The 25,316-nt window shown below is 68.2% G+C and carries 22 protein-coding genes and 3 pseudogenes; 9 read left to right on the top strand and 16 right to left on the bottom strand.

Annotation, left to right across the window (positions count from 1 at the left end):
- Positions 1-49: 49 nt before the first annotated feature.
- Entirely contained in the window at positions 50-568 is a 519-nt protein-coding gene (locus ACU6WZ_RS12810) for a DUF2617 family protein (protein ID WP_447033454.1), read from the bottom strand.
- 354 nt (positions 569-922) lie between these two features.
- Complete coding sequence (locus ACU6WZ_RS12815) at positions 923-1,144, bottom strand: hypothetical protein (protein ID WP_447033455.1); 222 nt, start codon at positions 1,142-1,144, stop codon at positions 923-925.
- A 118-nt stretch (positions 1,145-1,262) separates the two neighbouring features.
- Between ACU6WZ_RS12815 and ACU6WZ_RS12820 the strand changes: the two genes are divergently transcribed.
- On the top strand, positions 1,263-2,534 hold the full coding sequence (locus ACU6WZ_RS12820) for a pyridoxal phosphate-dependent aminotransferase (protein WP_447033456.1): 1,272 nt from the start codon (positions 1,263-1,265) through the stop codon (positions 2,532-2,534).
- 83 nt (positions 2,535-2,617) lie between these two features.
- Here ACU6WZ_RS12820 and ACU6WZ_RS12825 read toward each other — a convergent pair whose 3' ends face one another.
- The gene (locus tag ACU6WZ_RS12825) at positions 2,618-3,166 is read right to left on the bottom strand and encodes a type III secretion system chaperone family protein (RefSeq protein ID WP_447033457.1); all 549 of its coding nucleotides are present in this window, start codon (positions 3,164-3,166) and stop codon (positions 2,618-2,620) included.
- Between the two features lie 196 nt (positions 3,167-3,362).
- Positions 3,363-5,948, bottom strand: a pseudogene (gene clpB, locus ACU6WZ_RS12830) (ATP-dependent chaperone ClpB); the annotation flags it as partial.
- A gap of 122 nt (positions 5,949-6,070) precedes the next feature.
- On the opposite strand from clpB, the gene ACU6WZ_RS12835 reads away from it, so the two are divergent.
- A complete protein-coding gene (locus tag ACU6WZ_RS12835) occupies positions 6,071-6,484 on the top strand; it encodes a pyridoxamine 5'-phosphate oxidase family protein (protein ID WP_447033458.1) in 414 nt (137 codons plus the stop codon).
- A 98-nt stretch (positions 6,485-6,582) separates the two neighbouring features.
- Here ACU6WZ_RS12835 and ACU6WZ_RS12840 read toward each other — a convergent pair whose 3' ends face one another.
- Positions 6,583-6,903, bottom strand: coding sequence for a (2Fe-2S)-binding protein (locus tag ACU6WZ_RS12840; RefSeq protein ID WP_447033459.1), 321 nt, complete (start codon positions 6,901-6,903; stop codon positions 6,583-6,585).
- Between the two features lies 1 nt (position 6,904).
- Positions 6,905-7,189, bottom strand: coding sequence for a 5'-nucleotidase (locus ACU6WZ_RS12845; RefSeq protein WP_447033460.1), 285 nt, complete (start codon positions 7,187-7,189; stop codon positions 6,905-6,907).
- A gap of 152 nt (positions 7,190-7,341) precedes the next feature.
- Between ACU6WZ_RS12845 and ACU6WZ_RS12850 the strand changes: the two genes are divergently transcribed.
- Complete coding sequence (locus tag ACU6WZ_RS12850; RefSeq protein WP_447033461.1) at positions 7,342-8,325, top strand: helix-turn-helix transcriptional regulator; 984 nt, start codon at positions 7,342-7,344, stop codon at positions 8,323-8,325.
- A gap of 101 nt (positions 8,326-8,426) precedes the next feature.
- Here the strand turns inward: ACU6WZ_RS12850 and ACU6WZ_RS12855 are convergent, their stop codons facing one another.
- From ACU6WZ_RS12855 to dnaK, 4 genes and pseudogenes are all read right to left on the bottom strand, one after another.
- Positions 8,427-8,882: a heat shock protein transcriptional repressor HspR gene (locus ACU6WZ_RS12855; protein ID WP_447033462.1), complete on the bottom strand. Its 456-nt coding sequence runs from the start codon at positions 8,880-8,882 to the stop codon at positions 8,427-8,429.
- 1 nt (position 8,883) lies between these two features.
- Positions 8,884-10,094, bottom strand: a pseudogene (dnaJ, locus tag ACU6WZ_RS12860) (molecular chaperone DnaJ).
- 42 nt (positions 10,095-10,136) lie between these two features.
- Positions 10,137-10,823 carry a nucleotide exchange factor GrpE gene (grpE, locus tag ACU6WZ_RS12865; protein WP_447033463.1) on the bottom strand — a complete coding sequence of 229 codons (687 nt, stop codon included), beginning with the start codon at positions 10,821-10,823 and terminating at the stop codon, positions 10,137-10,139.
- Positions 10,820-12,673 (bottom strand): molecular chaperone DnaK, encoded by a 1,854-nt coding sequence (dnaK, locus tag ACU6WZ_RS12870; RefSeq protein ID WP_447033464.1) that lies wholly within the window; start codon positions 12,671-12,673, stop codon positions 10,820-10,822. The genes grpE and dnaK overlap by 4 nt, the downstream gene beginning before the upstream one ends.
- A gap of 180 nt (positions 12,674-12,853) precedes the next feature.
- Between dnaK and ACU6WZ_RS12875 the strand changes: the two genes are divergently transcribed.
- From ACU6WZ_RS12875 to ACU6WZ_RS12895, 5 genes are all read left to right on the top strand, one after another.
- Positions 12,854-13,345: a sugar transferase gene (locus ACU6WZ_RS12875; RefSeq protein WP_447033465.1), complete on the top strand. Its 492-nt coding sequence runs from the start codon at positions 12,854-12,856 to the stop codon at positions 13,343-13,345.
- 217 nt (positions 13,346-13,562) lie between these two features.
- On the top strand, positions 13,563-15,845 hold the full coding sequence (locus ACU6WZ_RS12880) for a (Fe-S)-binding protein (protein WP_447033466.1): 2,283 nt from the start codon (positions 13,563-13,565) through the stop codon (positions 15,843-15,845).
- A 120-nt stretch (positions 15,846-15,965) separates the two neighbouring features.
- Entirely contained in the window at positions 15,966-16,811 is an 846-nt protein-coding gene (locus ACU6WZ_RS12885; RefSeq protein ID WP_447033467.1) for an FG-GAP repeat protein, read from the top strand.
- 274 nt (positions 16,812-17,085) lie between these two features.
- Complete coding sequence (locus tag ACU6WZ_RS12890) at positions 17,086-17,931, top strand: Yip1 family protein (RefSeq protein ID WP_447033468.1); 846 nt, start codon at positions 17,086-17,088, stop codon at positions 17,929-17,931.
- A 216-nt stretch (positions 17,932-18,147) separates the two neighbouring features.
- The gene (locus tag ACU6WZ_RS12895) at positions 18,148-18,570 is read left to right on the top strand and encodes a recombinase family protein (RefSeq protein ID WP_447033469.1); all 423 of its coding nucleotides are present in this window, start codon (positions 18,148-18,150) and stop codon (positions 18,568-18,570) included.
- Here the strand turns inward: ACU6WZ_RS12895 and ACU6WZ_RS12900 are convergent.
- Positions 18,548-19,764 (bottom strand): IS3 family transposase gene (locus tag ACU6WZ_RS12900; protein WP_447031573.1). Its coding sequence is split into 2 segments (ribosomal slippage): positions 18,548-19,512 and positions 19,512-19,764, totalling 1,218 coding nucleotides; the frame shifts between segments, so codons are not numbered across the junction. The genes ACU6WZ_RS12895 and ACU6WZ_RS12900 overlap by 23 nt on opposite strands.
- Positions 19,765-19,833: 69 nt before the next feature.
- Between ACU6WZ_RS12900 and ACU6WZ_RS12905 the strand changes: the two are divergent.
- Positions 19,834-20,583 (top strand): annotated as a pseudogene (locus tag ACU6WZ_RS12905) (IS3 family transposase); the annotation flags it as partial.
- Between the two features lie 123 nt (positions 20,584-20,706).
- Here the strand turns inward: ACU6WZ_RS12905 and ACU6WZ_RS12910 are convergent.
- From ACU6WZ_RS12910 to ACU6WZ_RS12930, 5 genes are all read right to left on the bottom strand, one after another.
- Positions 20,707-20,838 (bottom strand): hypothetical protein, encoded by a 132-nt coding sequence (locus ACU6WZ_RS12910; RefSeq protein WP_447034351.1) that lies wholly within the window; start codon positions 20,836-20,838, stop codon positions 20,707-20,709.
- 88 nt (positions 20,839-20,926) lie between these two features.
- The gene (locus ACU6WZ_RS12915; RefSeq protein WP_447033470.1) at positions 20,927-22,123 is read right to left on the bottom strand and encodes an ABC transporter permease; all 1,197 of its coding nucleotides are present in this window, start codon (positions 22,121-22,123) and stop codon (positions 20,927-20,929) included.
- Positions 22,120-22,854, bottom strand: coding sequence for an ABC transporter ATP-binding protein (locus ACU6WZ_RS12920; RefSeq protein ID WP_447033471.1), 735 nt, complete (start codon positions 22,852-22,854; stop codon positions 22,120-22,122). Before ACU6WZ_RS12920 ends, ACU6WZ_RS12915 begins: the two co-directional genes overlap by 4 nt.
- A gap of 27 nt (positions 22,855-22,881) precedes the next feature.
- On the bottom strand, positions 22,882-24,489 hold the full coding sequence (locus tag ACU6WZ_RS12925) for a hypothetical protein (RefSeq protein WP_447033472.1): 1,608 nt from the start codon (positions 24,487-24,489) through the stop codon (positions 22,882-22,884).
- A gap of 67 nt (positions 24,490-24,556) precedes the next feature.
- Positions 24,557-25,006, bottom strand: coding sequence for a hypothetical protein (locus ACU6WZ_RS12930; protein ID WP_447033473.1), 450 nt, complete (start codon positions 25,004-25,006; stop codon positions 24,557-24,559).
- Between the last annotated feature and the right edge of the window lie 310 nt (positions 25,007-25,316).

Here is a 25,316-nt window from a genome sequence, read left to right on the forward strand (position 1 = left end):
GAACGCTACGTCACCATTGGCTTACTTTTTGTCACCCACACGAGTGCAACTAGAGCGCGGCAGGCATACGTACGCCGACCCGCGATCGCGTCGCCACGAGCTGTCCCTCCTGCGGGTAGGCGTGCCACGTGCGCCACCGCACCTGACCCTCGTGCCGCTGGGCCAGCATCGCGGTGAAGGCGTGCGGACTGCCGGGGAAGGTACCTGCGAGGCCGTTGGGGTGGTCGGCGACGAGGGCGAGCAACTCCTGTGCACGACCCGCGAACTGACCTTCGGTGAGCGTCTCGACGCGGGCCGCGAATTCGTACTCCCACGCGCCGAGCCGCTTGGCCACGCCCAGCGGCAGCGGCGTGCTGCTGCCCGGCATGCAGGCGACCGTCTCGGAGCAGGAGCCGCCCTCCTCCTCCAGAAGCACCTGGTGGGAGGCGCCGAGGAGTCTCAACTGGAGTACGGCGCCGCCCAGTCGCAGGTCGAGTGCGGCGAGGGCGGGCAGCGGCTCCCGGCCCAGCGCCCAGGCGAGATCGGCTGCGCGCGTGTCGGTGTAGGCGGTCTGGAGAGTCGTGAGCATGAGTGGGCTCCGCAAACAGGCGTTCGGAAGGGTGAACCGGCGTCACCCGGCGGGAGTTGTGCGGGGAGTTCGGGACCGCCTGCTCGGGTCCGCATGAGGTCCGAGGGCTGATGTTCTCCACAGCGAGGGAATCACGAAGTGCGCTGAGCACACAGCGTTTTACCCAACTTGAAGGGGTTTCCATCCCCTGGGGGGCCATACAGTTCAAGTGTTCAACAAGAAGGCACCCGGCGGGAATTAGGGGCTGTCCCTCACTCCGCCGGATGCCTGGGTACGGCGTGCACAGCGATGCGCGTGTGGTGCGTGCCGGAGGCAACTGCCCCGTGTCAGTCGCCTCCGCCCACACCCCTCGCGTCAGTCGCCTCCGCCACCCCCGCCGCCGCACCCGCCGCCACCGCCACCGCCGCCCCCACCGCAGGACCAACCGCCGCCGCAGTTCGAACTGCCGCTGTGGGAGCCGCCCTCCCACCAGCCGCCCCCGCTCTTGCGCGGCCGGCGGCCGCCGCGCCTGCCCGCGACCACCGTCAGCCCCACGACCACCGCCACCACACCAAGTATCAGCAGCATGATTTCCACGGCTCTCACCGTCCTTCTGTCCCCCGAAGCGAGGTGTTCGCTTCTCGCGTGAGAGGGGGATGCCCTTGTCGCTCCGCGGCCAAAGCAGACTTGAGCAAGTCCAGAGGTTCGGCCCAGGATGGCCGCCATGACAACGCCGGCAGACCCGACAGACCCAACAGACCCAACAGACCAAGCGCAGCGCCGGGGCGGCCCCCGCCCCTTCCTCAACCGCCGCCTCGCGGAGTTCGGCACGACGATCTTCGCGGAGATGTCGGCTCTGGCCCTGAGCACCGACTCCATCAACCTCGGCCAGGGCTTCCCCGACACCGACGGCCCCGACGAGGTCAGGGAGGCGGCGGTGCGCGCGCTGCGCGACGGCCGCGGCAACCAGTACCCGCCCGGCCCCGGCGTCCCCGAGCTCCGTACCGCGATCGCCGCCCACCAGCAGCGCCGCTACGGCCTCGCCCACGACCCCGACACCGAGGTCCTGGTCACCGCTGGCGCCACCGAGGCCGTCGCCGCGTCCATGCTGGCCCTGCTGGAGCCCGGCGACGAGGTGATCGCCCTGGAGCCGTACTACGACTCGTACGCCGCCTGCATCGCCATGGCCGGCGCCACCCGCGTCCCCGTCACCCTGCGCCCCCAGGGCAGCGCACCCGGCGGCGTCTTCCGGCTCGACCTGGACGAACTGCGCGCCGCGGTCACCCCCCGCACCCGCCTCATCCTCCTCAACACCCCGCACAACCCCACCGGGACCGTCCTGACCCGCGAGGAGCTGGCGGCGGTGGCCGCGCTCGCGGTGGAGCGCGACCTGCTGGTCGTCACCGACGAGGTGTACGAGCACATGGTGTTCGAGGGCGAGCACATCCCGCTGGCGTCCTTCCCGGGCATGCGCGAGCGCACCGTCACGATCAGCTCGGCGGGCAAGACCTTTTCGTTCACCGGCTGGAAGGTCGGCTGGATCACCGCGTCGCCCGCCCTGGTGACGGCCGTCAAGTCAGCGAAGCAGTATCTGACGTACGTGTCAGCCGGGCCGTTCCAGTACGCCGTCGCCGAGGCCCTGCGCCTCCCCGACACGTACTTCGCGGCGCTCCGCGACGACCTGCGCGCCAAGCGTGACCTGCTGTGCACGGGGCTGGCCGACGCCGGCTTCGCGGTGCACCGCCCGGCCGGGACGTACTTCGTCACCACCGACATCCGCCCGCTCGGCCCCGGCCTGTCCGCGAACGGCGACGGCGTCGCCTTCTGCCGGGCCCTGCCCGCGCGCTGCGGGGTCGTGGCCGTCCCGAACGCGGTCTTCTACGACCACCGCGACCAGGGCGCCCCCTTCGTCCGCTTCGCCTTCTGCAAGCGGACCGACGTGCTCCAGGAGGCCGTGGCCCGCCTCAAGGCCCTGTCTTCCGCGTAGCGGGTGTCCTGACGCACGAAAGCCCGGTAGGGGCGCGGTCGTGGTGACCGCCGCCCCGCCGGGCTTTCGCTCGCGCGCGCCGCTCAGGCCTCGCCGGTGCTGCCGTCCTTGCCGTCGCCCTCGCCCTCGGCGGAGTCGACGTCCTTCTCCAGACCGAGCTGCTCGACGAGCCACTTGTCGAACTCGATCGAGGCCCGGACCCAGCCGACCGTCGACGAGACGAAGTGCTCAAGGCTGACACCCGTGCCGATCAGCATCTGCGCCTCACCGATGAGACGGACCGCGCCGTCGTCGTGGGTGTGGCTGTAGACCTTGGGCCACAGGGTGCGGCGGTTCCAGTCGTCGATCAGCTCAAGGAGCTGGATCTTCTCCTCGATGGGGTGCGGCCGGTCGTAGAACGTCCGCACCGAGAAGACCTGCTGGTCGTCCTCGCCGCGGAACATGAAGTACGTACGGAATTCCTCCCAAGGCGCGGCGAGGTCGCCCTCGTCGTCCAGGACGTACTTCAGCTCCATCTGGTCCAGCAGCTGCTTGACCAGGTCCTGGTCGGGTACGACGGGGCCGGCCTGCCCGGCGCCCTGCGGTTCCGGCTGGCCTCCGAAGTTGGGGATCGAAGACGGGTCAATAGACATGTGAATACTCCTGGAGGTTTCGCTTGGCTGCCTGACATCGACCCTAGTCGCGAAAAGGGCCGTCGGTCCTTCGCCCCCCGGCTGAATCCGTCCGTCCCGGGTGCGTGGCGGCGACGTATCAGATGGTCTTGCCCAACGCCGGTCCGCTCGCCGGTCCCACCTGCCCGCTCGCCGGTCCCGCCTCCCCGCTCGCCGGTCCGTCCGCCCGGCCCACGATCAGGCCGTCCTCGAAGCGGTCCACCCGGACGGTGTCGCCGTCGGTGACCTCGCCCGCCAGGATCTCCTTCGCGAGGCGGTCCCCGATCGCCGTCTGGATGAGGCGGCGCAGCGGCCGCGCGCCGTAGGCCGGGTCGTTGCCCTCGTCGGCCAGCCAGGCCAGGGCGGCCGGGGTGACGTCCAGGTTCAGGCGCCGGTCGGCCAGCCGCTTGGCGAGGCGGCCGATCTGCAGCTCGGCGATGTGCGCCAGCTCGTTCCTGGACAGGGCGGAGAAGACGACGAGGTCGTCGAGCCGGTTCAGGAACTCCGGCTTGAAGGACGCCCGTACGACGTCCATGACCTGCTGTTTCTTCTCTTCCTCGCTGGTGGTCTGCGCGACCAGGTACTGACTGCCGAGGTTGGACGTGAGCACCAGGATGGTGTTGCGGAAGTCCACCGTCCGGCCCTGCCCGTCGGTCAGCCGGCCGTCGTCGAGCACCTGGAGCAGGACGTCGAAGACCTCGGGGTGCGCCTTCTCGACCTCGTCGAGGAGTACGACGCTGTACGGGCGCCGCCGCACCGCCTCGGTGAGCTGGCCGCCCTCCTCGTACCCGACGTAACCGGGGGGTGCGCCGACGAGCCGGGCGACGCTGTGCTTCTCGCCGTACTCGCTCATGTCGATGCGGACCATCGCCCGCTCGTCGTCGAAGAGGAAGTCCGCGAGCGCCTTCGCCAGCTCCGTCTTGCCGACGCCGGTCGGCCCGAGGAAGAGGAACGAACCGGTCGGCCGGTCCGGGTCGGCGATCCCGGCGCGGGTGCGGCGAACCGCGTCCGACACGGCGCGGACGGCCTCGTTCTGGCCGATCAGCCGCCTGCCGAGCTCGTCCTCCATCCGCAGCAGCTTCTGCGTCTCGCCCTCCAGCAGACGCCCGGCGGGGATGCCGGTCCAGGAGCCGACCACGTCCGCGATGTCGTCGGAGCCGACCTCTTCCTTGACCATGGTGTCGGTACGCACCTCCGCCTCGGCGGCGGCGGCCTCCTCCAGCTCGCGCTCGACGCCGGGGATCTCGCCGTAGAGCAGCTTGGAGGCGGTGTCGAAGTCGCCGTCGCGCTGGGCGCGCTCGGCGGTGCCGCGCAGTTCGTCGAGCTTCTCCTTCAGCTCACCGACCCGGTTGAGGCCCTGCTTCTCCTTCTCCCAGCGGGCATTGAGGCCGCGCAGCTCCTCCTCCTTGTCGGCGAGGTCGCGGCGCAGCTTCTCCAGGCGCTGCAGGCTCGCCGCGTCGGACTCGGTGTTGAGCGCCAGTTCCTCCATCCGCAGCCGGTCGACGGAACGCTGGAGTTCGTCGATCTCGACCGGCGAGGAGTCGATCTCCATGCGGAGCCGGGACGCGGCCTCGTCGACCAGGTCGATGGCCTTGTCGGGCAGGAACCGGGAGGTGATGTACCGGTCGGAGAGGGTCGCGGCCGCCACCAGCGCGGAGTCCGCGATCTGCACCTTGTGGTGGGCCTCGTAGCGCCCCTTGAGGCCGCGCAGGATCGCGATGGTGTCCTCGACGGACGGCTCGGCGACGAGCACCTGCTGGAAGCGGCGCTCCAGGGCGGGGTCCTTCTCGATCCGCTCCCGGTACTCGTCGAGGGTCGTCGCACCGACCATGCGCAGTTCGCCGCGCGCCAGCATGGGCTTGAGCATGTTGCCGGCGTCCATGGCGGAGTCGCCGCCCGCGCCGGCGCCCACGACGGTGTGCAGCTCGTCGATGAAGGTGATGATCTGGCCGTCGCTCTCCTTGATCTCGGAGAGGACGGTCTTCAGCCGCTCCTCGAACTCGCCCCGGTACTTGGCGCCGGCGACCATCGCGGCGAGGTCCAGCGCGACGAGCTTCTTGTTCTTCAGCGACTCGGGCACATCGCCCTTGACGATGCGCTGGGCCAGCCCCTCGACGACGGCGGTCTTGCCGACGCCGGGCTCGCCGATGAGTACGGGATTGTTCTTCGTACGCCGCGACAGGACCTGCACGACGCGCCGGATCTCCTGGTCCCGGCCGATGACCGGGTCGAGCTTGCCCTCGCGTGCGGCGGCCGTGAAGTCGGTGCCGAACTTCTCCAGGGCCTTGTACTGACCCTCCGGATCGGCGGTGGTCACCCGGCGCCCTCCCCTGATCTTCTCGAACGTGTCCAGCAGCTTCTTGGCGCTCGCGCCCTCGTCGGAGAGTACGTCGCCGGACCTGCCGCCCTTGGCCGCGATGGCGATGAGGAGGTGCTCGGTGGAGAGGTAGTCGTCGCCCAGCTCCTTCGCGCGCTGCGAGGCGTCGGCGATGACGGCGAGCAGCTCCCGGTTGGGCCCCGGGGGCGCGACGGTGGACCCGGTCACGCTGGGCAGCGCGGCGAGTACCCGCTCGGCCCCCGCACGTACGGCCGCCTGGTCGGCGTCCACGGCGGCCAGCAGATCGGTGATGTTGGCGTTGTCCTCGCCCGCGAGCAGGGCCAGCAGGAGGTGGGCGGGGGTGAGGTCCGCGTGCCCGTCCTGCAGGGCGCGGTTGCCTGCGGCCTGGAGCGCTTCCCGGCTCCTGTTGGTCAGCTCTGCTTCCACGTGCGCTCTCTCCTTCGGCTACTACAACGCCATGACTCGTCCAGCATACGCAAAGTTGAGCCGCTCCCACTCAATGCGACCCTTTGGGGGGGCCGGCCATGGCGGCTGACTACGCTGCCGCCATGGCCATCGACGTACGCAATCCGAGCCCGGAATACCTCGCCTTCTGGCGCGAGTACCACCTCTGCACGCTCACAACCCACCGCGCGGACGGTTCGCCGCACGTGGTGCCGGTGGGCGTGACGTACGACCCGGAGGCGGGGCTCGCCCGCATCATCACGAACCGGAACAGCACGAAGGCCGCCAACGTGCGGGCCGCCGGCGAGGCCGGGGCCCGAGTCGCCGTCTGCCAGGTGAAGGGCGGCGCGTGGGCGACGCTGGAGGGCCGCGCGGTGGTCCGGTCCGAACCGGAACTGATCGCCGACGCGGTACGGCGCTACGCCGAGCGGTACGAGCGGACGCCGGCGCCGAACCCGGACCGCGTACTGATCGAGGTCACCCTGACCCGGGCGATGGGCCGCGCCCCGAGCCTCTGAATGTGCGCACAGCACAGCGGCGCCATCGTGTTCAGGTCCACGATGGCGCCGCTGTGTGGGGGAGCGCCTGGGCGATTGGTAACGACGGGGGAATCGCGTCAGGCGCTGCGGGGGGTGGCGGTGCTGGTCACTGGTTCGATCAGCTGGTGGTCACGCTTATCGAGATTCACGAAGACCATGCCGTAGCGCACGGCACAGCGAACGGGTTGCGGAGCACCACGCGGTTTGCGCAGGCACCGGTAGGCACGGACGTCCTCATCCTCTTCACGCGCGACCAGGATCGGCTCGCCGAACAGGGTGACCATCAGCGAGTCGCCACGGTGGGGAATGGCCGTGACCAGGTCTATGAAGTGCCAGCCCGAGCGGTAGGCGGTGGCCATTTCACGTCTGAAGGTGCGGTCGTCCGGTGGGACGGTCATGTCATGCGCCCGCGTGGGTCGGTGCTGCGTCCCAACTGATGTCGCCGGGCGCAGACGCCGGTGCGGCGCCCCAACTGATGTCGCCGGGCGCAGACGCCTGTACGGCGTCCCAGCTGATGTCACCCGGCGCTGACGCCTGTACGGCGTCCCAGCTGATGTCACCGGGCGCCGCCTCGGTGCTCCAGCTGATGTCACCGGGTGCGGACGCCGCCTCGGTCCCCCAACTGATGTCACCGGGTGCGGACGCCCCATAGGCCAAGGCAGCGACGAAAGCGGTGGCAAGCACCGAGCGAAGCATTCGCTTATACATAATCGGCTTCGTCCTCACTTGTGGATTCATCTCCCCCGCCTCTAAGACGATGTCTCACCTGAGCACGCGAACACCACCAGGTCGATGCATCATGTTCCTGCACGTTCAGGAACCTGGGGGGTGGAGATATGACAACAAAGAGCACAAAACAGACACATCCTCATAGGATCACCGAACTATGCAGCGAGGGCAAGCGCCTTTACGCCAGCGCCTTGCGCTCCGGCCGAATATCTCGCGCGGAAGTGGGACCTGCCCCCTGCCTGATGGATTTCGCGCTCCTGCATCCGGACCCCGATGACGCCGAGTGGCTTCGTCCCGTCCCGCCGTCCGCCGCGCTGGCTCAGCGTCTACACCCGATCGAACGGGAGATCCAGGAACGCCGGCGCCACTCGGTCGAATTGGCCGAGTCCTTCGAACTGTTCATGGACATCAGCGCGCAGGACCCGCCGACCACCCACGCCATCACGGTCCTGGAGGGGGTCAACCGGATCAACGCCGCACTCGACCTCGCCACCGCCGAGTGCCGCACAGAAGTCCTCACGGTCCAGCCGGGAGGCGGCCGCAGCGAGGATCGCCTCAGCGAGGGCTTGGAACGCGGCCTGTCGGTGGTCGACCGCGGCGTCCGCATGCGCACTCTCTACCAGCACACCGTCCGGCACAGCCAGGGAACGTTCGCCTACGCGGAGCGGTTGGCCGAGGGCAAGGTGGAGATCCGTACGCTCGAGGAACTCATCGAGCGTCTGATCATCTTCGACCGGACCGTCGCCTTCATCCCCGCTCGCGACGACCGCCAAGTCGCCCTGGAACTGCGCCACCCCGGCCTGGTCGAATACCTGGCCAAGGTTTTCGAACAACTCTGGAGCCGCGCCGCCCCGCTCCTTGAGGAGATTCAGTACGACCCGCCTCCGAAAGGCATCAGCGGCGTCCAGCGATCCATAGCCCAACTCCTCGTCGAGGGCCACGTCGACGACTCCATCGCCCGCCGGCTCGGCATGAACGTACGCACGTGCCGGACACACATCGCCAAACTCAACGCCGTTCTCGGCAGCGGCAGCCGCGCCCAACTCGGCTACCTGATAGCACAGTCGGGAATTCTGAGCCAAGAACACTGAGCGGCGGCCCGTCGCCGCCCGTCCGAAGCTGTGCGCCATAAGGGGGCCCGGCGCCCCAAGCCGACTTGGGATGCCGGGCCCTTAAGGCGGACGAGGCGGAACTACTCAGGCGACCGCTTGGGCTTGGGGCGCCAGACGACCAGGGCGCTCGCCTGCTGTACGTCCTCGTAGCGGACGAGGTCGCGGCGGTACGACGCGTGGACCTGCGCCTCGCGTTGCTGGAGCGCCACTGCCGCGCCCTCCACCGCCACCGCGAGTTCCGCGACGCGCTGCTGGAGCGCCGCCACCTGGTTCTCCAGCTCGATGATGCGCTTGATGCCGGCCAGGTTGATGCCCTCGTCCTGCGACAACTGCTGCACCTGGCGGAGCAGCTCGATGTCGCGGGCCGAGTAGCGGCGGCCGCGCCCGGCCGTGCGGTCGGGGGAGACCAGGCCGAGGCGGTCGTACTGCCGCAGGGTCTGCGGGTGCAGGCCGGAGAGCTGAGCCGCGACCGAGATGACATACACGGGGGTCTCGTCGGTCAGCTGGTATGGATTACGTCGCATGCGCGGGTCCATCTCATGCTCCCTTCGCGGCCTGGAACAGCTCCGCCGCGGGTCCTCCCCCGCAGTCGCCTCGCGGTAGGACTCCAGTGCCTCCCGGGCCTTGTCGCCAAGGTCCTTCGGCACCTCGACCTCCACGGTGACCAGCAGGTCCCCGCGGGTGCCGTCCTTGCGGACCGCGCCCTTGCCGCGGGCGCGCAGTGTGCGGCCGCCCGGGGTGCCGGCCGGCAGCTTCAGGGTGACCGGCGGGCCGCCCAGCGTCGGGACCTTCACCTCGCCGCCGAGCGCCGCCTCCGTGAAGGTGACGGGCACGGTGACGGTGAGGTTGTCGCCCTTGCGGCCGAAGACAGGGTGGGAGCCGACGTGGACCACGACGTACAGGTCGCCGGCCGGGCCGCCCCGTTCGCCGGGGCTTCCCTTGCCGCGCAGCCGGATCCGCTGGCCGTCGCAGACGCCCGACGGGATCCGGACGTGCATGGTGCGCGACGACTTGGCGCGGCCGCTGCCCTTGCAGATGTCGCACGGGTCCTGGGCGATGAGCCCGCGGCCCCGGCAGTCCACGCACGGGTCGGTGAGCGAGAAGCCGCCACCGCCGCCGCGCGAGACCTGCCCCGTACCGACGCAGGTCGGGCACACGCGGGGCGTGCCGTTCTTGTCGCCGGTGCCGGAGCACGCCTTGCAGGGCGCCTGGCTGGACATCCGGAGCGGAACCGTGGCCCCGTCGACCGCCTCGGTGAAGCTGAGCGTCACCTCGGACTCGATGTCCTGGCCGCGGCGCGGCTGTGTGCCGGTGCGCGTGCCCGTACCCGGGCCGCCCCGGTTGAACAGGCCGCCGAAGACGTCTCCGAGGCCGCCGCCGAAGCCGCCGGCTCCGCCGGTCTGGGCGCCCCCGCCCTGGGCGCCTCCGAAGAGGTCGCCCAGGTCGAAGTTGAAGGAACCGCCACCGGCGCCCGCGCCCGGACGGCCCTGCCGATCGAAGAGGGCGCCGTTGCCGAACAGAGCACGCGCTTCGTCGTACTCCTTGCGCCGCTTGGGGTCACCGAGGATGTCGTTCGCCTCGGAGACCTGCTTGAAGCGGTCCTCCGCTTTCGCGTCGCCCTTGTTGGCGTCCGGGTGGAACTCGCGGGCGAGTTTCCGGTACGCCTTCTTGATCTCGGCCTCGGTCGCGTCCTTCGGGACGCCGAGAACCTTGTAGTAGTCCTTCTCGACGAAGTCCTTCGTGCTCATCCCCGACGTCCCTCCTTCCCGCTACAACGCTTCCCGCTGACGTCAGCCCTCGTCCGGGCCACCGTCGTCCTCGTCCGCTGCCGGCGCACCCCCGTCGTCCGCCTTCGCGGCGCCGGGCTGCGGCTCGGCGACCGCGACCCGCGCGGGGCGGATGGTCCGCTCGCCGATCCGGTACCCGGGCTGCAGGATCGCGACGCACGTGGTCTCGTCGACATCCGGTGCGTACGAGTGCATCAGGGCCTCGTGGATCGTCGGGTCGAAGGGCTCACCCTCCTTGCCGAACTGCTGGAGGCCCATCTTCGCCGCGACCGTCTCCAGCGATTCGGAGACGGACTTGAACCCGCCCACCAGCTCGCCGTGTTCACGGGCGCGGCCGATGTCGTCGAGGGTCGGGAGGAGCTCGCTCAGGAGGTTCGCGACAGCGACCTCCTTGACCGTGACCCGGTCCCGCTCCACGCGGCGACGGTAGTTCTGGTACTCCGCCTGGAGCCGCTGGAGGTCCGTGGTGCGCTCACCGAGCGCCATCCGCACCTGATCCAGCTGCGCCGTCAGAGCTACTTCGGTTACGTCGGTTACGTCCCCGGCGGGGGCCGCCGGGCCCGACTCCTCTACGGAGTCGGACCCTGCCATCTCGGACGCCTCGGCCTGCGGCTCGGCATCCTCGGGGGTGGCGCCGGAGGGGACGTCGGGCTTCTTCTTGTCGTCGAAGCCCGGAGTCTCCTCCGTCATGCGGCGCCGCCCTTCCGGTCCTTCTCGTCGTCGACGATCTCGGCGTCGACGACATCGTCATCAGCCTTGGCCTGCTCATCCGCGCCGGGAGCGTCGCCGCCCGCGGCCTGCGCGCCCTCGGCGTTGGCGTACATGGCCTGGCCCAGCTTCTGGGAGACGGCCGCGACCTTCTCCGTCGCCGTGCGGATCTCCGCCGTGTCCTCACCCTTGAGCTTTTCCTTCAGCTCGGTGATCGCGGTCTCGACCTCGGTCTTGACGTCGCCCGGAACCTTTTCCTCGTTGTCCTTGAGGAACTTCTCCGTCTGGTAGACGAGCTGCTCGGCCTGGTTGCGGGTCTCGGCGGCCTCGCGGCGCTTGCTGTCCTCGTCCGCGTACTGCTCGGCCTCTTCGCGCATCCGGTTGACCTCGTCCTTCGGCAGCGAGGAGCCACCGGTGACGGTCATCTTCTGCTCCTTGCCGGTGCCGAGGTCCTTGGCGGCGACGTGCATGATGCCGTTCGCGTCGATGTCGAAGGCGACCTCGATCTGCGGGACACCGCGCGGCGCCGGCGGCAGACCGGTCAGCTCGAACATCCCGAGCTTCTTGTTGTACGCCGCGATCTCGCGCTCGCCCTGGTAGACCTGGATCTGCACGGACGGCTGGTTGTCCTCGGCCGTCGTGAAGATCTCGGAGCGCTTCGTCGGGATCGTGGTGTTGCGCTCGATGAGCTTCGTCATGATGCCGCCCTTGGTCTCGATACCGAGAGACAGGGGCGTGACGTCGAGGAGCAGGACGTCCTTGACCTCACCCTTGAGGACACCGGCCTGGAGCGAGGCGCCGATGGCGACGACCTCGTCCGGGTTCACACCCTTGTTGGCGTCCTGACCGCCCGTGAGCTCCTTGACGAGCTCGGCGACGGCCGGCATACGGGTCGAGCCACCGACGAGAACGACGTGGTCGATCTCGGAGAGCTGGATGCCCGCGTCCTTGATGACGTTGTGGAACGGCGTCTTGCAACGCTCCAACAGGTCGGCGGTGAGCTGCTGGAACTGCGAGCGCGTGAGCTTCTCGTCCAGGTGCAGCGGGCCCTCAGCCGACGCCGTGATGTACGGCAGGTTGATCGAGGTCTCGGTGGAGGAGGACAGCTCGATCTTGGCCTTCTCGGCCGCCTCGCGCAGACGCTGGAGCGCCATCTTGTCCTTGGAGAGGTCCACGCCGTGGCCGGAGTGGAACTGCTTCACGAGGTAGTCGACGACGCGCTGGTCCCAGTCGTCACCACCGAGGTGGTTGTCACCGTTGGTGGCCTTCACCTCGACGACGCCGTCACCGATCTCCAGCAGCGACACGTCGAAGGTGCCGCCACCGAGGTCGAAGACGAGGATCGTCTGGTCGTCCTTGTCGAGGCCGTACGCCAGGGCGGCGGCCGTCGGCTCGTTGACGATGCGCAGGACGTTGAGGCCCGCGATCTCGCCGGCCTCCTTCGTCGCCTGACGCTCGGAGTCGTTGAAGTACGCGGGGACGGTGATGACCGCGTCGGCCACCTTCTCGCCCAGGTAGGACTCCGCGTCGCGCTTGAGCTTCTGCAGGATGAAGGCGCTCATCTGCTGCGGGTTGAACTTCTTGCCGTCGAGCTCGATGTTCCAGTCGGTGCCCATGTGGCGCTTGACCGACCGGATCGTCCTGTCGACGTTGGTGACCGCCTGGCGCTTCGCAACCTCGCCTACCAGCACCTCACCGTTCTTCGCGAAAGCGACGACGGACGGCGTGGTCCTGGCGCCTTCGGCGTTGGTGATGACGGTGGGCTCGCCGCCCTCCAGAACGCAGACGACGGAGTTCGTGGTGCCCAGGTCGATGCCGACCGCACGTGCCATTTCAATTCCTCCAGCTGACTTGAGTGGAACAGGCTCAAGGATGCATGACGGATCCCGTCGCGTCAACAGAGCTGAGTCGAGGGGGCTCAACTCTTATGCGGCCTTTACCGGCAGCCACGCGGCACGCCGGAGTCCCCCGGAGTGCCGAATCGGCATGAATCCCGTGAAAAGGTACGTTCCATGCGCGCCAAGCGGATCTTCGACCTGACGGCCACCCCGGCCCTGTTGCTGATCGCCGCCCCCGTCCTGCTCCTCACCGCCGCGGCCGCCGCCGTAACGTCCGCGGGCCCGGTTCTCGTGACGAAGACCCGCGCGGGCCTGGCGGGCCGCCCGTTCCGGATGCTGACCCTGCGCGCCGACCCGCGCACCCGCGTCGGCCGGCTGTTGCGCCGGACGCGGCTGGACGTACTGCCGCGGCTGCTGCACGTACTGAGCGGTGAGATGTCCCTGGTCGGTCCGTGCGCGCTGCCGCCCGGCCATCCGGGGGCGACCGGCGCACGGCTGCTGGTGCGCCCCGGCGTCACGGGCCTGTGGCAGGTGGGCGGCCGCTCCGACCTGCCGTGGGAGGAGATGGACGTCCTCGATCTGCATTACGTCGAGCAATACTGGCTGGGACTGGACCTTTCCATCCTGGCCCGCACGATCCCGGCGGCGCTGGCCATCCGTCCCTGAGGGCATCCCCGAGGCATACCTGAGGGCGCGCATTTCCCCGAGGCCCCCGGCGCCGAGGGAACGCCAAGGGGACGCTGAGGGAACCCTTACGCGACACAGATCACCGCTTGCCCAACTTCAGTGCGGTCGCAGAAGTGGGTACGCTCAGCACGGACTCGTTAAGTTACCGCTTAGTAGTCCCATCGAATTCCACCCTCGCAGGCCCGAGGAGCCCCCAATGCAACTCGCCGCGATCATCGTGTCGCTGGTCCTCATCGCGGTCGGCGTCGCGCTGTTCAGCCGTGCGATCGTCCAGATCTACCGCTTTGTACGGCTCGGGCAGCCGGTACCCGCCGGTTCCCGCAGCGACGACCCCGCCCAGCGCACCGTCACCGTGGCCAAGGAGTTCCTCGGCCACACGCGCATGAACCGCTGGGGCGTCGTCGGTGTGGCGCACTGGTTCGTCGCGGTGGGCTTCTTCGCGCTGCTGCTGACGATCGTCAACGCCATCGGCCAGCTCTTCCAGGCCGACTGGCTGATCCCGGTCATCGGCGACTGGCTGCCGTACGAGGTCTTCACCGAGTTCCTCGGGCTGATGACGACGGTCGGCATCCTGACCCTGATCGTCATCCGGCAGCTGAGCAGGCCCGGCAGGGCCGGCCGCAAATCGCGCTTCGCGGGCTCCAACACCGGCCAGGCGTACTTCGTCGAGTCGGTCATCCTCATCGTCGGCCTCTGCATCATGACGCTGCGCGCGCTGGAGGGTGTCCAGCACGGCGTCGACAGCTGGGAAATCGGCTTCTTCGCCTCGTACCCGCTGATCGCGGCCTTCCGGGGACTCGACCTCAGCACCATCCAGAACATCACCTACCTCGTCGCGATGATCAAGATCGCGACGTCGTTCATCTGGATGATCACGGTCGCGCTGAAGACGGACATGGGCGTCGCCTGGCACCGCTTCCTCGCCTTCCCCAACATCTGGTTCAAGCGCGAGGCGGACGGCGATGTCGCCCTCGGCGCGCTCCAGCCGATGACCAGCGGCGGCAAGGAGATCGACTTCGAGGATCCGGGCGACGACGACACGTTCGGCGTCAGCCAGGTCGAGCAGTTCAGCTGGAAGGGCATCCTCGACTTCTCCACCTGCACCGAGTGCGGCCGCTGCCAGTCGCAGTGCCCCGCCTGGAACACCGGCAAGCCGCTCTCCCCGAAGCTCCTGATCATGTCGCTGCGCGACCACGCGCACGCCAAGGCGCCGTACCTGCTGGCCGGTGGCGGCAAGGACGCTGACGGCAACGAGAAGGCGACGGCCGAGCAGCTGGCGAACGTGCCCGCCGCGGCCCTCGCCGAGGCCGAGCGCCCGCTGATCGGCACGCTCGAAGAGAACGGCGTCATCGACCCCGACGTGCTGTGGTCCTGCACCACCTGCGGCGCGTGCGTCGAGCAGTGCCCCGTCGACATCGAGCACATCGACCACATCGTCGACATGCGCCGCTACCAGGTCATGATCGAGAGCGCCTTCCCCTCCGAGGCCGGGACGATGCTCAAGAACCTGGAGAAGAAGGGCAACCCCTGGGGGCTGGCCAAGAAGCAGCGCGTCGAGTGGACCAAGGAAGTCGACTTCGAGGTTCCGATCGTCGGCAAGGACATCGAGGACCTGACCGAGGTCGAGTACCTCTACTGGGTCGGCTGCGCGGGCGCCCTGGAGGACCGGGCGAAGAAGACCACCAAGGCCTTCGCCGAACTGCTGCACATCGCGGGCGTCAAGTTCGCGATCATGGGCGGCGACGAGAAGTGCACCGGTGACTCGGCCCGCCGCCTCGGCAACGAGCCGCTGTTCCAGCAGCTCGGCCAGGAGAACGTCGCGATGCTGAACATGGCGTACGGCGAGCCCGCCCCGGGCGAAGAGGGCGAAGAGCCCGAGACGAAGAAGCCCAAGGCGTCGAAGAAGATCGTCGCCACCTGCCCGCACTGCTTCAACACCATCGCGAACGAGTACCCGCAGCTCGGCGGCGAGTACGAGGTCATCCACCACACGCAGCTGCTCCAGCACCTCCTCGACGAGGGCAAGCTGATCCCGGTGACCCCGGTCGAGGGCCTCATCACGTACCACGACCCGTGCTACCTGGGCCGCCACAACAAGGTCTACACGCCCCCGCGCGAGATCATGTCCGCCGTCCCGGGCCTGCGCCAGCAGGAGATGCACCGCCACAAGGAGCGCGGCTTCTGCTGCGGCGCCGGTGGTGCGCGGATGTGGATGGAGGAGCGGATCGGCAAGCGCATCAACACCGAGCGGGTGGACGAGGCGCTGTCCCTCAACCCGGACATCGTGTCGACCGCCTGCCCCTTCTGCCTCGTGATGCTGACCGACTCCGTCAACGGCAAGAAGAACGAGGGTGCGGCGAAGGAGTCTCTCCAGGTCGTGGACGTGGCGCAGCTGCTCCTCGACTCGGTGAAGACGCCGGCCGACCCGGCGGCATCGGAGGATGCGGCGATCGAGCCGGAGCCCGCGCCGGTGAAGTAACCCACGGCGTACGGAATCAAGGGAGCGGCCGGACCTGCCTCGGGGGCAGGACCGGCCGCTCCTGTACGTTCCGTGTCGGCCGGGTCCCGATCCGGACCGGTCGATTGCCTTACCGCAACGTTGACCGCGAGCGGCGGCCGCCTCAGCCACCTGCGCGGCCCCTTCACCCGCGGCGGCGCCCCGCCCTGCGCGCCCCGGGCCGGCCGGTCCGCCCAGCACCAGCTTCGCTCTGGCGGCGGTGGCGGGTTCGAGCCGGCGGGTGGCGGTGACGGGTACGTACACCGACAAGGCCGTGAGCCGGGGCCGGCGGACGAACTCCCGGCGGGCGACGGCGAGGCCTCGACGGAGCTGCAGCGGTACGCCGACTTCGAGGGCGACAGCACCGGCGAGTACGCGTACAACGCCAACTACTACCTCCCCGGCAGCGCCTCCGGCATCACCACGACCGGCGCCAGGAAGCTCCCCGCGGGCGTCATCACCGACATCGGCGACACCAACGGCGACGGCTTCGGCGACATCGTCATCGGCAACGCCTGGGACGACGGCGCCGGAATCTCCACGGGTGGCGCCGTCGAGATCGTCTACGGCGCCGCGAGCGGCCCGACCGGCGGCAAGGACACGATCACCCAGGACAGCCCCGGGGTGCCGGGCGGCTCCGAGAAGGGAGACATGTTCGGCTACGAGCTCTCCCTCGGCGACATCAACGGAGACGGCCTCCAGGACCTGGCTGTCGGCGCGCCCACCGAAGACCTCGGGGGCACCGAGGACGCCGCATGGTCACGGTCCTCTACGGCAGCTCGGGCGGCTTCTCCGCCACCGGCGGCCAGGCCATCGACCAGGACACCCCGGGCGTCCCCGGCGCGCGCGAGGAGGACGACGGCTTCGGCGGCGAGGTCTTCCTCTCCGACACGACCGGCGACGGCAAGCGGACCTGACGGTCGGCTCGGCGTGGGAGAACGCCAATGACGGCTACGTGGTGGCGTTCAACTCCGACGGCACCAAGATCTCCACGACGGGCCGGGGCATCGGCCTGACGGCGACCGGCATCTCGTCAGTCGGCACGCCGGTCCTGGGCCTGAACATCTCTGGTTGAGGGTCGTCGCCCGCTGACAGAGCGTAAGCGCCTCCCCTCCGCGTCCCGCTCGGCCACCCCTAAGGGATGTCACAGCTCGGCAGCAAAGCCGGGCCTGTTGCGGCAGGCCCGGCATACGGCCCATCCGGACCAGGTACGTTCGATTACGTGGCTGGATTCAGGATCGGACGCGGCCGGGACAACCGCACCCCGCAACAACAACCGCAGCGGCAGCAGGAGCCGTACGGGCAGCAGGCATCGCCTCAGCCCCCGTACGGCCAGCAGCAGTGGCCGCAGGCGCCGCAGTACGGAGGGCAGCACGGCGAGCCCGAGTACTTCGGCGACCCGCACCACCCCCACCCGGGACACGGAGGCGACCCGTACGCCAGCAACAACAACCCGGGTCACACCACGGCGTTCAGCATCGGTGAGGACCCGTACGGCGACGGCAACACCGCCACGCCGCCCACCGGCCCCCGCCTGCACTGGAAGCAGCTGCTGAGCGGCATCGTGCTGCGCCCCGGGGTGACGTTCTGGCAGATGCGCGACTACCCGGTGTGGGGCCCGGCCCTGGCCGTGACGTTCCTCTACGGCCTGCTGGCGATCTTCGGTTTCGACCAGGCCCGCGAGGACACCATCAACGCGACCCTGCCGAACGCCATCCCGTACGTCCTGACGACCGGCGTCGCCGTGGTCATCTGCGGCCTGATCCTGGGCGCGGTGACGCACACCCTGGCCCGCCAGCTGGGCGGCGACGGCTCGTGGCAGCCGACGGTCGGCCTGTCGATGCTGATCATGTCGATGACGGACGCCCCGCGGCTGGTCTTCGCGATCTTCCTCGGCGGCGAGAACGGCCTGGTCCAGGTGCTCGGCTGGGTGACCTGGCTCGGCGCGGCGGCGCTGTTCACCTCGATGGTGAGCAAGTCGCACGACCTGCCGTGGCCGAAGGCGCTGGGCGCGTCGGCGATCCAGCTGATCGCCCTGCTGTCCCTGATCAAGCTCGGCACCATCTGACCCACCTGCCCCACCAACACAACCGGGCCCCGGCGCGACCCACACCCCATCCGCGCCGGGGCCCTCCCGCGTCCTGGGTCGCGCCCTACGCGTCGAGCACCTGCCCGCTTCGCCGCACCACAGGCTTCTCCACACTCCAAGGCAAATGAAGTCAATGAGGGTAGTAGCCTTACCCGGTACCGAAACACCAGGTCGCAGGCAGGGGAGGCCCCGATCATGGCACGCAAAGTGGGGATCTACACCCGCATCTCACGAGATGACGAAGGCGATGCACTCGGCGTCGGCCGCCAGCGCACAGACTGCGAGCGACTGGCAGACCTGCGTACTTGGCAGCCGGTCAAGGTCTACGAGGACAACGACGTATCCGCGTTCAAGCGCAACGTCGTGCGCGACGAGTTCGAGCTCATGCTGAACGATCTTCGGTCCGGACTCATCGACGGCGTTGTGTCGTACGACCTGGATCGGCTCGCCCGCCAGCCGCGCGACCTGGAACGGCTGATCGAGATCTTCGACGACCGCCCACGGCTGGAGTTCGCGACCGTCACCAATGACGTGAATCTCGGCACCGCCGACGGACGGACCATTGAGGCGTCCCCCGGAGTGTGGACACAGGGGCTCATGCCGCGATTGAGAGTTTAGCTGCTCGCAGATGCTGCTGTTCGAACTCCACCGGTGAGAGGTAGTTGAGGGCACTGTGACGTCTGCGGGCGTTGTAGTAGGTCAGCCACTGGAAGATCTCCAGCCTCGCCTGACGCATCGTCGAGAACAGCCTCTGGTGCATCGTCTCCCTCTTGAGGCCCTGCCAGAACGACTCGGCGAGGGCGTTGTCGTAACTCGAGCCGACCCGGCCCATGCTCCTGCGGATCCCGAAACCGTCGCAGACCTGCGCGAACGCGGCAGCGGTGTACTGCGAGCCCCTGTCCGCATGAAAGATCACGCCGTCCACGTGACCGCCGCGGGCCGCCACCGCCATCTTGAGGGCGTCGATGACCAGCTCGGCCCGCATATGGGTGGCCATCGAGTAGCCGAGCACCCGGCGTGAGCAGATGTCCAGGACGCAGGCGAGATACAGCCACGACCCGCCGACCTGCACATATGTGATGTCACCGCACCACTTCTCGTCCAGCTGCCCGGCGGAGAAGTCACGTTGGACGAGGTCCGCGGCAGGCGGTGCGAGGCGGTCCGGGACCGTGGTGCGTTTACGGCGCCGCAGATGGAGGCCCTCCAGGCCGTGCTTGCGCATGAGCCGCTCGACGCGCTTGCGGTTCACCGTGTGTCCGAAGCCCCGCAGCTCAGCATGGACACGCCGCACTCCGTAAGTTCCCTTGTGGTCGGTGTGGATCTCGCGGATTTCCGCGGCCAGGGCATCGTCGGCGGCCTGCCGCACCTCGCGGGCCTTCGCGTCGGCGATCCACCGGTAGAAGCCCGAGCGCGAGACCTGAAGCACCCGGCATATCCGCTGCACGCCGAAGTCGGCCCGGTTGTCGGAGATGAAGCCCCAGCGGAGGGTCATGCCCTCATCTCCATCGCGAAATACTGGGCCGCCCGGCGCAGGAGCTCCCGCTCGAGTTCCCATTCCTTCTCCGCCCTGCGCAGCCGGCCGTTCTCCGCCCGCAGCCGGGCCAGTTCCTCATCCCTGCCCTCGGCGACCGGCTCGTCACGGTTGCCGCGGCCCGCCTGCTCATCGGCCTGGCGCACCCAACTGCGCAGCGTCTCGCCGGTCACCCCAACATCCGCCGCCACCGCCGCATACGCGCGCTTCCCACCCGCCGCGCGGTACAGCGCGACGGCATCGTTCCTGAACTCCGCCGGATACGGAGACTTCCGTCCCACCAGGACACCCTTCCTTGAATCTGCAAGATCCATTGTCAGAGTGTCCACACCGCCGGGGTCGCCTCAGATGCCCTGGTCGAGGAGATCCGCGAGATCCATGCCGAACACCGCGGGAACTATGGCGCGCTCCGAGTCCATGCCGAACTGCGCGGTTTCGGCCACATTGTCAACCGCAAGCGGGTGGCCAGGCTGATGCGCAAGCACGGCATCACCGGCCGCCACCTGCGGAAGAAGAAGCGCACCACGGTCCCTGACCGGCTCGCGCCGCCGGTGGCGGACCTGGTTCAGCGGGACTTCACCGCTGTCACTCTGGACGAGAAGTGGTGCGGCGACATCACATACGTGCAGGTCGGAGCCGCGTGGCTCTATCTCGCCTGCGTCATCGACATCCGCTCGCGCCGGGTGCTCGGCTACTCGATGGCCCCGCACATGCGGGCCGGGCTCGTCATCGACGCGCTCCAGGCCGCGGTCGCAGCCCGCGGCGGTGACGTCACCGGGGTGATCTTCCACGCGGACCGCGGATCGCAATATACGTCGGCCGCGTTCGCGCAGGTCTGTGACCGGCACGGCATCCGCAGGAGCATGGGAAGGGTCGGCTCGAGCTATGACAACGCCCTGGCCGAGAGCTTCTGGCAGGGACTGAAGCGAGAAGCAATGCACGGGAAGCTGTTCGTGACGATGCGACAGGCCAGGCTGGAGATCTTCCAGTGGCTCACCTACTACAACGCCTGCCGACGCCACAGCGCGCTCGACTACCTCTCTCCAATGGAGTTCGAACAGCAGCACCACAGGACAGCTAAACTCTCACTCGCAGCATGAACCCCTGTGTCCACACTCCGGGGGTCACCTCACCAAGCGACGTAGAGCGAACGAGCGCCAGTGAGGAAGCTGCTGGTCAGCCAGGGTTCGGCAGGAATTCGAGCCGTGCCAGGGCATCGGTGATCACGCTTGCCAGGGCCAGGGCCAGGGCCAGTGCTTCGCGAGACGAAGGATGCGGCGCCGTCCGATGGTGAACAGCTGGGCGGCGGCGGAGTAGGTCTTCGGCAGCTGGGCCAGGGCCAGGCTGTGCGCCAATTCCCGGCAGTCGTATCCATCAGTCCGAAACGAAAGAGGACCCCACTCGCACGGTGGGGTCCTCTTCTTCTTCAGGTCAACTGGGCTTCTAGCTGTGTGCGCGGGCAGTGAGGTAGGGATCCCGGCGCAGCGCCTCACGGCTGCCCAACAGGGTTCCGATGGCCAGGCCGATTACAGGCAGCAGCAGTGCGGCGGCAGCCCAGCCTGGCCCCGGCAGGGCATCGGTCAGTGAGATGGGCAATCCAAGCATGTCACTCAGCGGGCCCACCAGAAGCGCGGACAGTCCGGTGCCGACGAGGACCCCGACCAGACCTGCCACTGCACCGGTCAGGACAGCCTCGCCCAGTAGAATCTGGCGAAGTTCGGGCCGCCCCGAACCGAGAATTCGCAGGATGGCGAACTGACTCAGTCGGGCTCGTGCACTGTCGGCAGCCCGGACGGCGCCTAGCCCGATGGCGGCCAGGGCCAAGACCACGACGCCGATACGCATGGCTGCGTCTGCGGCACCGAACAGACCTGGCAGCTGCCGCACACGATCGGACACTGGGGAAGCGGAGAACCCGTCGTCCTGAAGGGCCTTGGTGGCAGCGGTCACCTGCTTCTGGTGGCCGACCACGACGGTGGCGGATTGCGCACCGTCCTTGGCCCGGAAGGTGTCAGGCTTCTGGCCGGCGCGTGCCGCAGCCAATTGCGCGGCCGTTTCTTCAGACAGGTAGGCGACGCCCGGCCCGTCCACTTGCCAGCTTGGGTCGTACAGGGCAACGATCTCCAACTTGATTTCGGCGGTGGTGCCGGAATCCGCGCCGGTGGCCTTGGTGTAACCGAAGGTGACGGGCTTACCGAGCAATGAGGTGAAGTCGGTGCCCTGGGCGCTAGCCGGAAGGACCACCTGGTTCTGACGCAATTGCGTGGGCACCTTGCCCTTGACCACTGGCAGATCTGCGCCGGGGGAAAGCGTGTGACTGGTGAGGTCGTACGTCCCTTCTTCCGCGGCGTAAAGCGTGGAGGAGTAGTCGGCGACTACCTTACTAACCCCAGGAACCTGGGCGGCGTCGCGGAGCGCCGAGGTCGTGAGCGGACGCACCGACGACTCGCCCTCGAAGGAAGAAAGTTCGATCTGGGTGAGACCTCCAGAACTTAGGACGTCCCTCTCGATCGTCTCGGTGGCACCTGCGGCGACTCCGGCGGACGCGCTGAGGAGTGCGGCCAGGATAGTGAGCGTCGGCAGCGCCCTGCGCAGTGAGCGCCCGTCACGCTTCCAGGTGTAGAGGCTCCAGCGGCTCATCGCCCGTTCTCCTTTTCGGTGGTACGGGTCTCTCCCGGCTGGGCCGAAGTCGTGACTGCCGATGCCACGGTCGTCGCGAGCACGCCGTCGTGGAGCATGTAGCGCTGGTCGCAGGCGCCCGCCACTGCGGTGTCGTGGGTCACCAGTAGTACGGCGGCACCTTGGTCGGCGCTGGCACGCAGGGCATCCATCACCGCGTTAGCGGCCTTGGGGTCAAGGCCGGAGGTGGGTTCGTCGGCCAGGATGAGTGCTGGCTGTTTGACGGCTGCGCGGGCGACGGCGATGCGTTGGCGCTGGCCGCCGGAGAGTTCAGTGACCGGCGAGCCGGCGAGTTTCTCCAGCCCAAGGGTGTCGAGAATTGTGTGTGCTGCTTGCCGGTGCTGGGCCAGTCGAGGGCCGTAGGCCGCTGCAACGTTCTCCCAGGCGTTGAGGAACGGCAGCAGGCCCAGGTCCTGCAAGACGATGCCGATGGAGCGTTGGCGCAGTCGATCTCGATCGCCTGGGCCCAGGGCGCCGGTGTCGATCCCCGTGATGTGCAGGGTGCCTGCGGTCGGTGACAGGATCAAACCGAGCAGCGCAAGCAAGGTGCTTTTGCCAGACCCAGAGGGCCCCTGCACCGCTGCCATGCTTCCCGGCTGAAGAGTGATGTCGGCTGACGTCAGTCCACTGCCGGATGCGTAGCTGAATGCCAGGCCGCTGGCGGCCAGTGCGGGCGGGGATGCGGTACTCATGCGCTATGTGTCCTTCTACGTGGCTGGTCAGGCGAGGGTGTAGTAGGCCGCCATGGTGGCCTGGGCAGAGGCCGGCCCCCCGGGTGTGGCGGAGTGCAGATCCGGGTCCTCTTCGGTGCGGTAGCGGTCAAGCAGAGCAGGAAGCTCGTCATACAGGGACTGCGGGATGCTCTGTTCTGAGGCCAGTGCGGCCTGGAAGGCATCGGAGGCAGTTATCAGGTCGCCGTCGCGCAGAGCCGTGCGCACCTGGCCGACCAGGTCCCGCCCCTTGGTGAGCCGTGCGGCGTCCTTCTCACAGCCCGCTTCGGCTAGCACCGCCACGACGCGGAGAGAGCGCTTCGAGAGGGAGGCGCGCCCGTCCTTGGGCAGCTCAACAGTGGTGCTGATGCAGCCAAGGCCGAATTCTGCCCGCGCTGCCATGGCGCCATACCACTTGCGCTGGTTCTCGTCAGTCAGGCGTGTGGGCACCTTCAGCCTGGCTGCCTCCTTTCTGCCGTCCTCGGCTTGGGCACCGCACTTCAAAACCAAGCGGTGGCAAGTCATTGCGAGCAATACACGGTCTGAGGAGTCGAGTTCAGAGTCCGAGCTCATCTGCTGAAGCCGTTGCTTGAGCCATTCAGGAGTACTCTCCACCTGAGCACTGGCGGTCAATGCGCGTGCCGCGTTGTACGTCGCGGTCAGGGTGCCCAGTTGCGCAGGGGACTTGGCAACCAGGCCATCGGCTTGGAAACCGCCGACAGGGGCGGGGAGGGAAGCCTCGTCCTTGGGAGAGGTGAGGGCCCGGCGAATCAGCCAGCGGGTCTGGGCGTCAGGATCGTCGAGAGACGGCAGAAGGCAGGCGCGAGTCTCCTGCGGCATGCTTCGTTTCAGAAGGGCCAGCGCAGCGCGCTGCATCGGCTCGATGCCCTTACAGTCGGCCTGGTGGAGCACGTCCGCGCGCTGGAGGGCTCGGGTGGGTCGGGCCCTCACCCCGGCAGCCTTCAACGCATCGGTGGCGTAGAGCGTCGGTACCGGTTCGCCGGTGCGAGCGGCATCTCGAGCGAGCGTGCTCAACGCGGCGCGAGGAAGGCCGTCATCTTTGCCGAGACAAGTCAGAGTCTGTAGAAACGCCGCTCGAGTCGCCAGGGATGTCAGTGCATCGTCACCGGCATCGGGCTTACGGAGGTAGGAGAGGGCCTCACTCTCGGCCTTGCTGCGCAGACCGCCGCGTTCCAAGACGTCAGCCGCGTCAGCGCCCTTGGAGTCTTTGACCGCCAGGCAAACGTAGTGGGCCCGCCAGGCAGGAGTGTCCAAGACGTCAGTGCGAGCCAGAGTCGCCAAAGCGGCCGGGCGTATCGGGGGCGGCGTCGCCTTCGTCTTTCGGGCCTCCGAGGTCAAGGCTGACTCCATCCGCCGGTACGCGGTGGGGTATAGCGCAGGGTCCCGACCCACAACCGCAGACGAGGCACGGACCAGATCGTTCGCCCCACGCAGGGTGCTCAGTTGTTCAGCCAGCCCGCTACCGGGCCGCTCAGGGCGATCCACGGACCCGCCGCTGAGGGTGACGAAAGCCAACGCACCCGCGGCAATCAAGGCGGATGCCGCGGCAATCAAACGGCCCCGACCGGGCCGCAGTTCGAGGACGGTGTGCTTCATGCAGTTCCTCACACGCGAAGCGGGGCCACGCGCAATGCGTGGCCCCGCATCTTAAGCGGCTTATCGGTCAGTCGTTGGCGCAGGCTGAAGCAAACGCCTTGACCCCGGACTTGAAGGCACCACCGTCGGAGCATGTGGTGATGCTGGTGTTGAACGAACCGCCAGGGTCGGCGATACCGCTGATGTCTGAGATCCAGGTGTTCCTATTGGTCCAGCTGACCTGGCGGGTGTTCTCGCTTACCCTCGTCCCACTGGGGGCCAGCGAGATGGTGGCCTGCCAACCGTTCGCCTTGACGGTGGCCACGTTCGTGATCTTGGTCACGTTGTACCTGCTGCTGCCCCGCTTGGTCTTGGTCGAGGTCTTGAACGAGCACTTGTCTGCGTAGGCGTTGCACTGCCACGCGTTGGCATGCACGCGCGCCGACGTGCCCGGCAGCCTCGTCGATGCGCTGTCAGAGATGGCAAGGGCAGGCGCGGCCGCACCCAATACCAGCGCGCCGACGAATCCTGTCGCCACTAGAGCCTTTTTCACTTATGTACTCCCCGTGTTGTGATGCGATCGCCATGAGTCGGCATCGAGCCTTGAGTCAGAAGGCCCGACGACCGGCGGCAGTAAGCGATCTTGCCGGGCCGACAGGACACCCACCACCCCCCAAGTGGCTGTCAAGATAAGCAAGTTGTGACCATACGCCCCACTAGGTGATCGTTTACCTTCAACTATGCTCACCAAATGACCAATCGGGGGCCATGTTGATACACACAGTGATCGTCGACGACTCGGAAGGCTCTTGCTCTCAGCTGCGCAGCGCTCTTGACGCTGAGACCGA

The sequence above is a fragment of the Streptomyces hypolithicus genome (genome assembly GCF_052934925.1).

Coding starts and splice junctions, on each gene's coding strand:
- ACU6WZ_RS12895 (WP_447033469.1), top strand. CDS start 18,148: ATGGCACGCAAAGTGGGGATCTACACCCGCATCTCACGAGATGACGAA.
- ACU6WZ_RS12840 (WP_447033459.1), bottom strand. CDS start 6,903: ATGACCGTCCCACCGGACGACCGCACCTTCAGACGTGAAATGGCCACC.
- ACU6WZ_RS12920 (WP_447033471.1), bottom strand. CDS start 22,854: ATGAGTACCGCATCCCCGCCCGCACTGGCCGCCAGCGGCCTGGCATTC.
- grpE (WP_447033463.1), bottom strand. CDS start 10,823: ATGACGGAGGAGACTCCGGGCTTCGACGACAAGAAGAAGCCCGACGTC.
- ACU6WZ_RS12880 (WP_447033466.1), top strand. CDS start 13,563: ATGCAACTCGCCGCGATCATCGTGTCGCTGGTCCTCATCGCGGTCGGC.
- dnaK (WP_447033464.1), bottom strand. CDS start 12,673: ATGGCACGTGCGGTCGGCATCGACCTGGGCACCACGAACTCCGTCGTC.
- ACU6WZ_RS12810 (WP_447033454.1), bottom strand. CDS start 568: ATGCTCACGACTCTCCAGACCGCCTACACCGACACGCGCGCAGCCGAT.
- ACU6WZ_RS12915 (WP_447033470.1), bottom strand. CDS start 22,123: ATGAGCCGCTGGAGCCTCTACACCTGGAAGCGTGACGGGCGCTCACTG.
- ACU6WZ_RS12850 (WP_447033461.1), top strand. CDS start 7,342: ATGACAACAAAGAGCACAAAACAGACACATCCTCATAGGATCACCGAA.
- ACU6WZ_RS12820 (WP_447033456.1), top strand. CDS start 1,263: ATGGCCGCCATGACAACGCCGGCAGACCCGACAGACCCAACAGACCCA.
- ACU6WZ_RS12925 (WP_447033472.1), bottom strand. CDS start 24,489: ATGAAGCACACCGTCCTCGAACTGCGGCCCGGTCGGGGCCGTTTGATT.
- ACU6WZ_RS12875 (WP_447033465.1), top strand. CDS start 12,854: ATGCGCGCCAAGCGGATCTTCGACCTGACGGCCACCCCGGCCCTGTTG.
- ACU6WZ_RS12825 (WP_447033457.1), bottom strand. CDS start 3,166: ATGTCTATTGACCCGTCTTCGATCCCCAACTTCGGAGGCCAGCCGGAA.
- ACU6WZ_RS12855 (WP_447033462.1), bottom strand. CDS start 8,882: ATGGACCCGCGCATGCGACGTAATCCATACCAGCTGACCGACGAGACC.
- ACU6WZ_RS12835 (WP_447033458.1), top strand. CDS start 6,071: ATGGCCATCGACGTACGCAATCCGAGCCCGGAATACCTCGCCTTCTGG.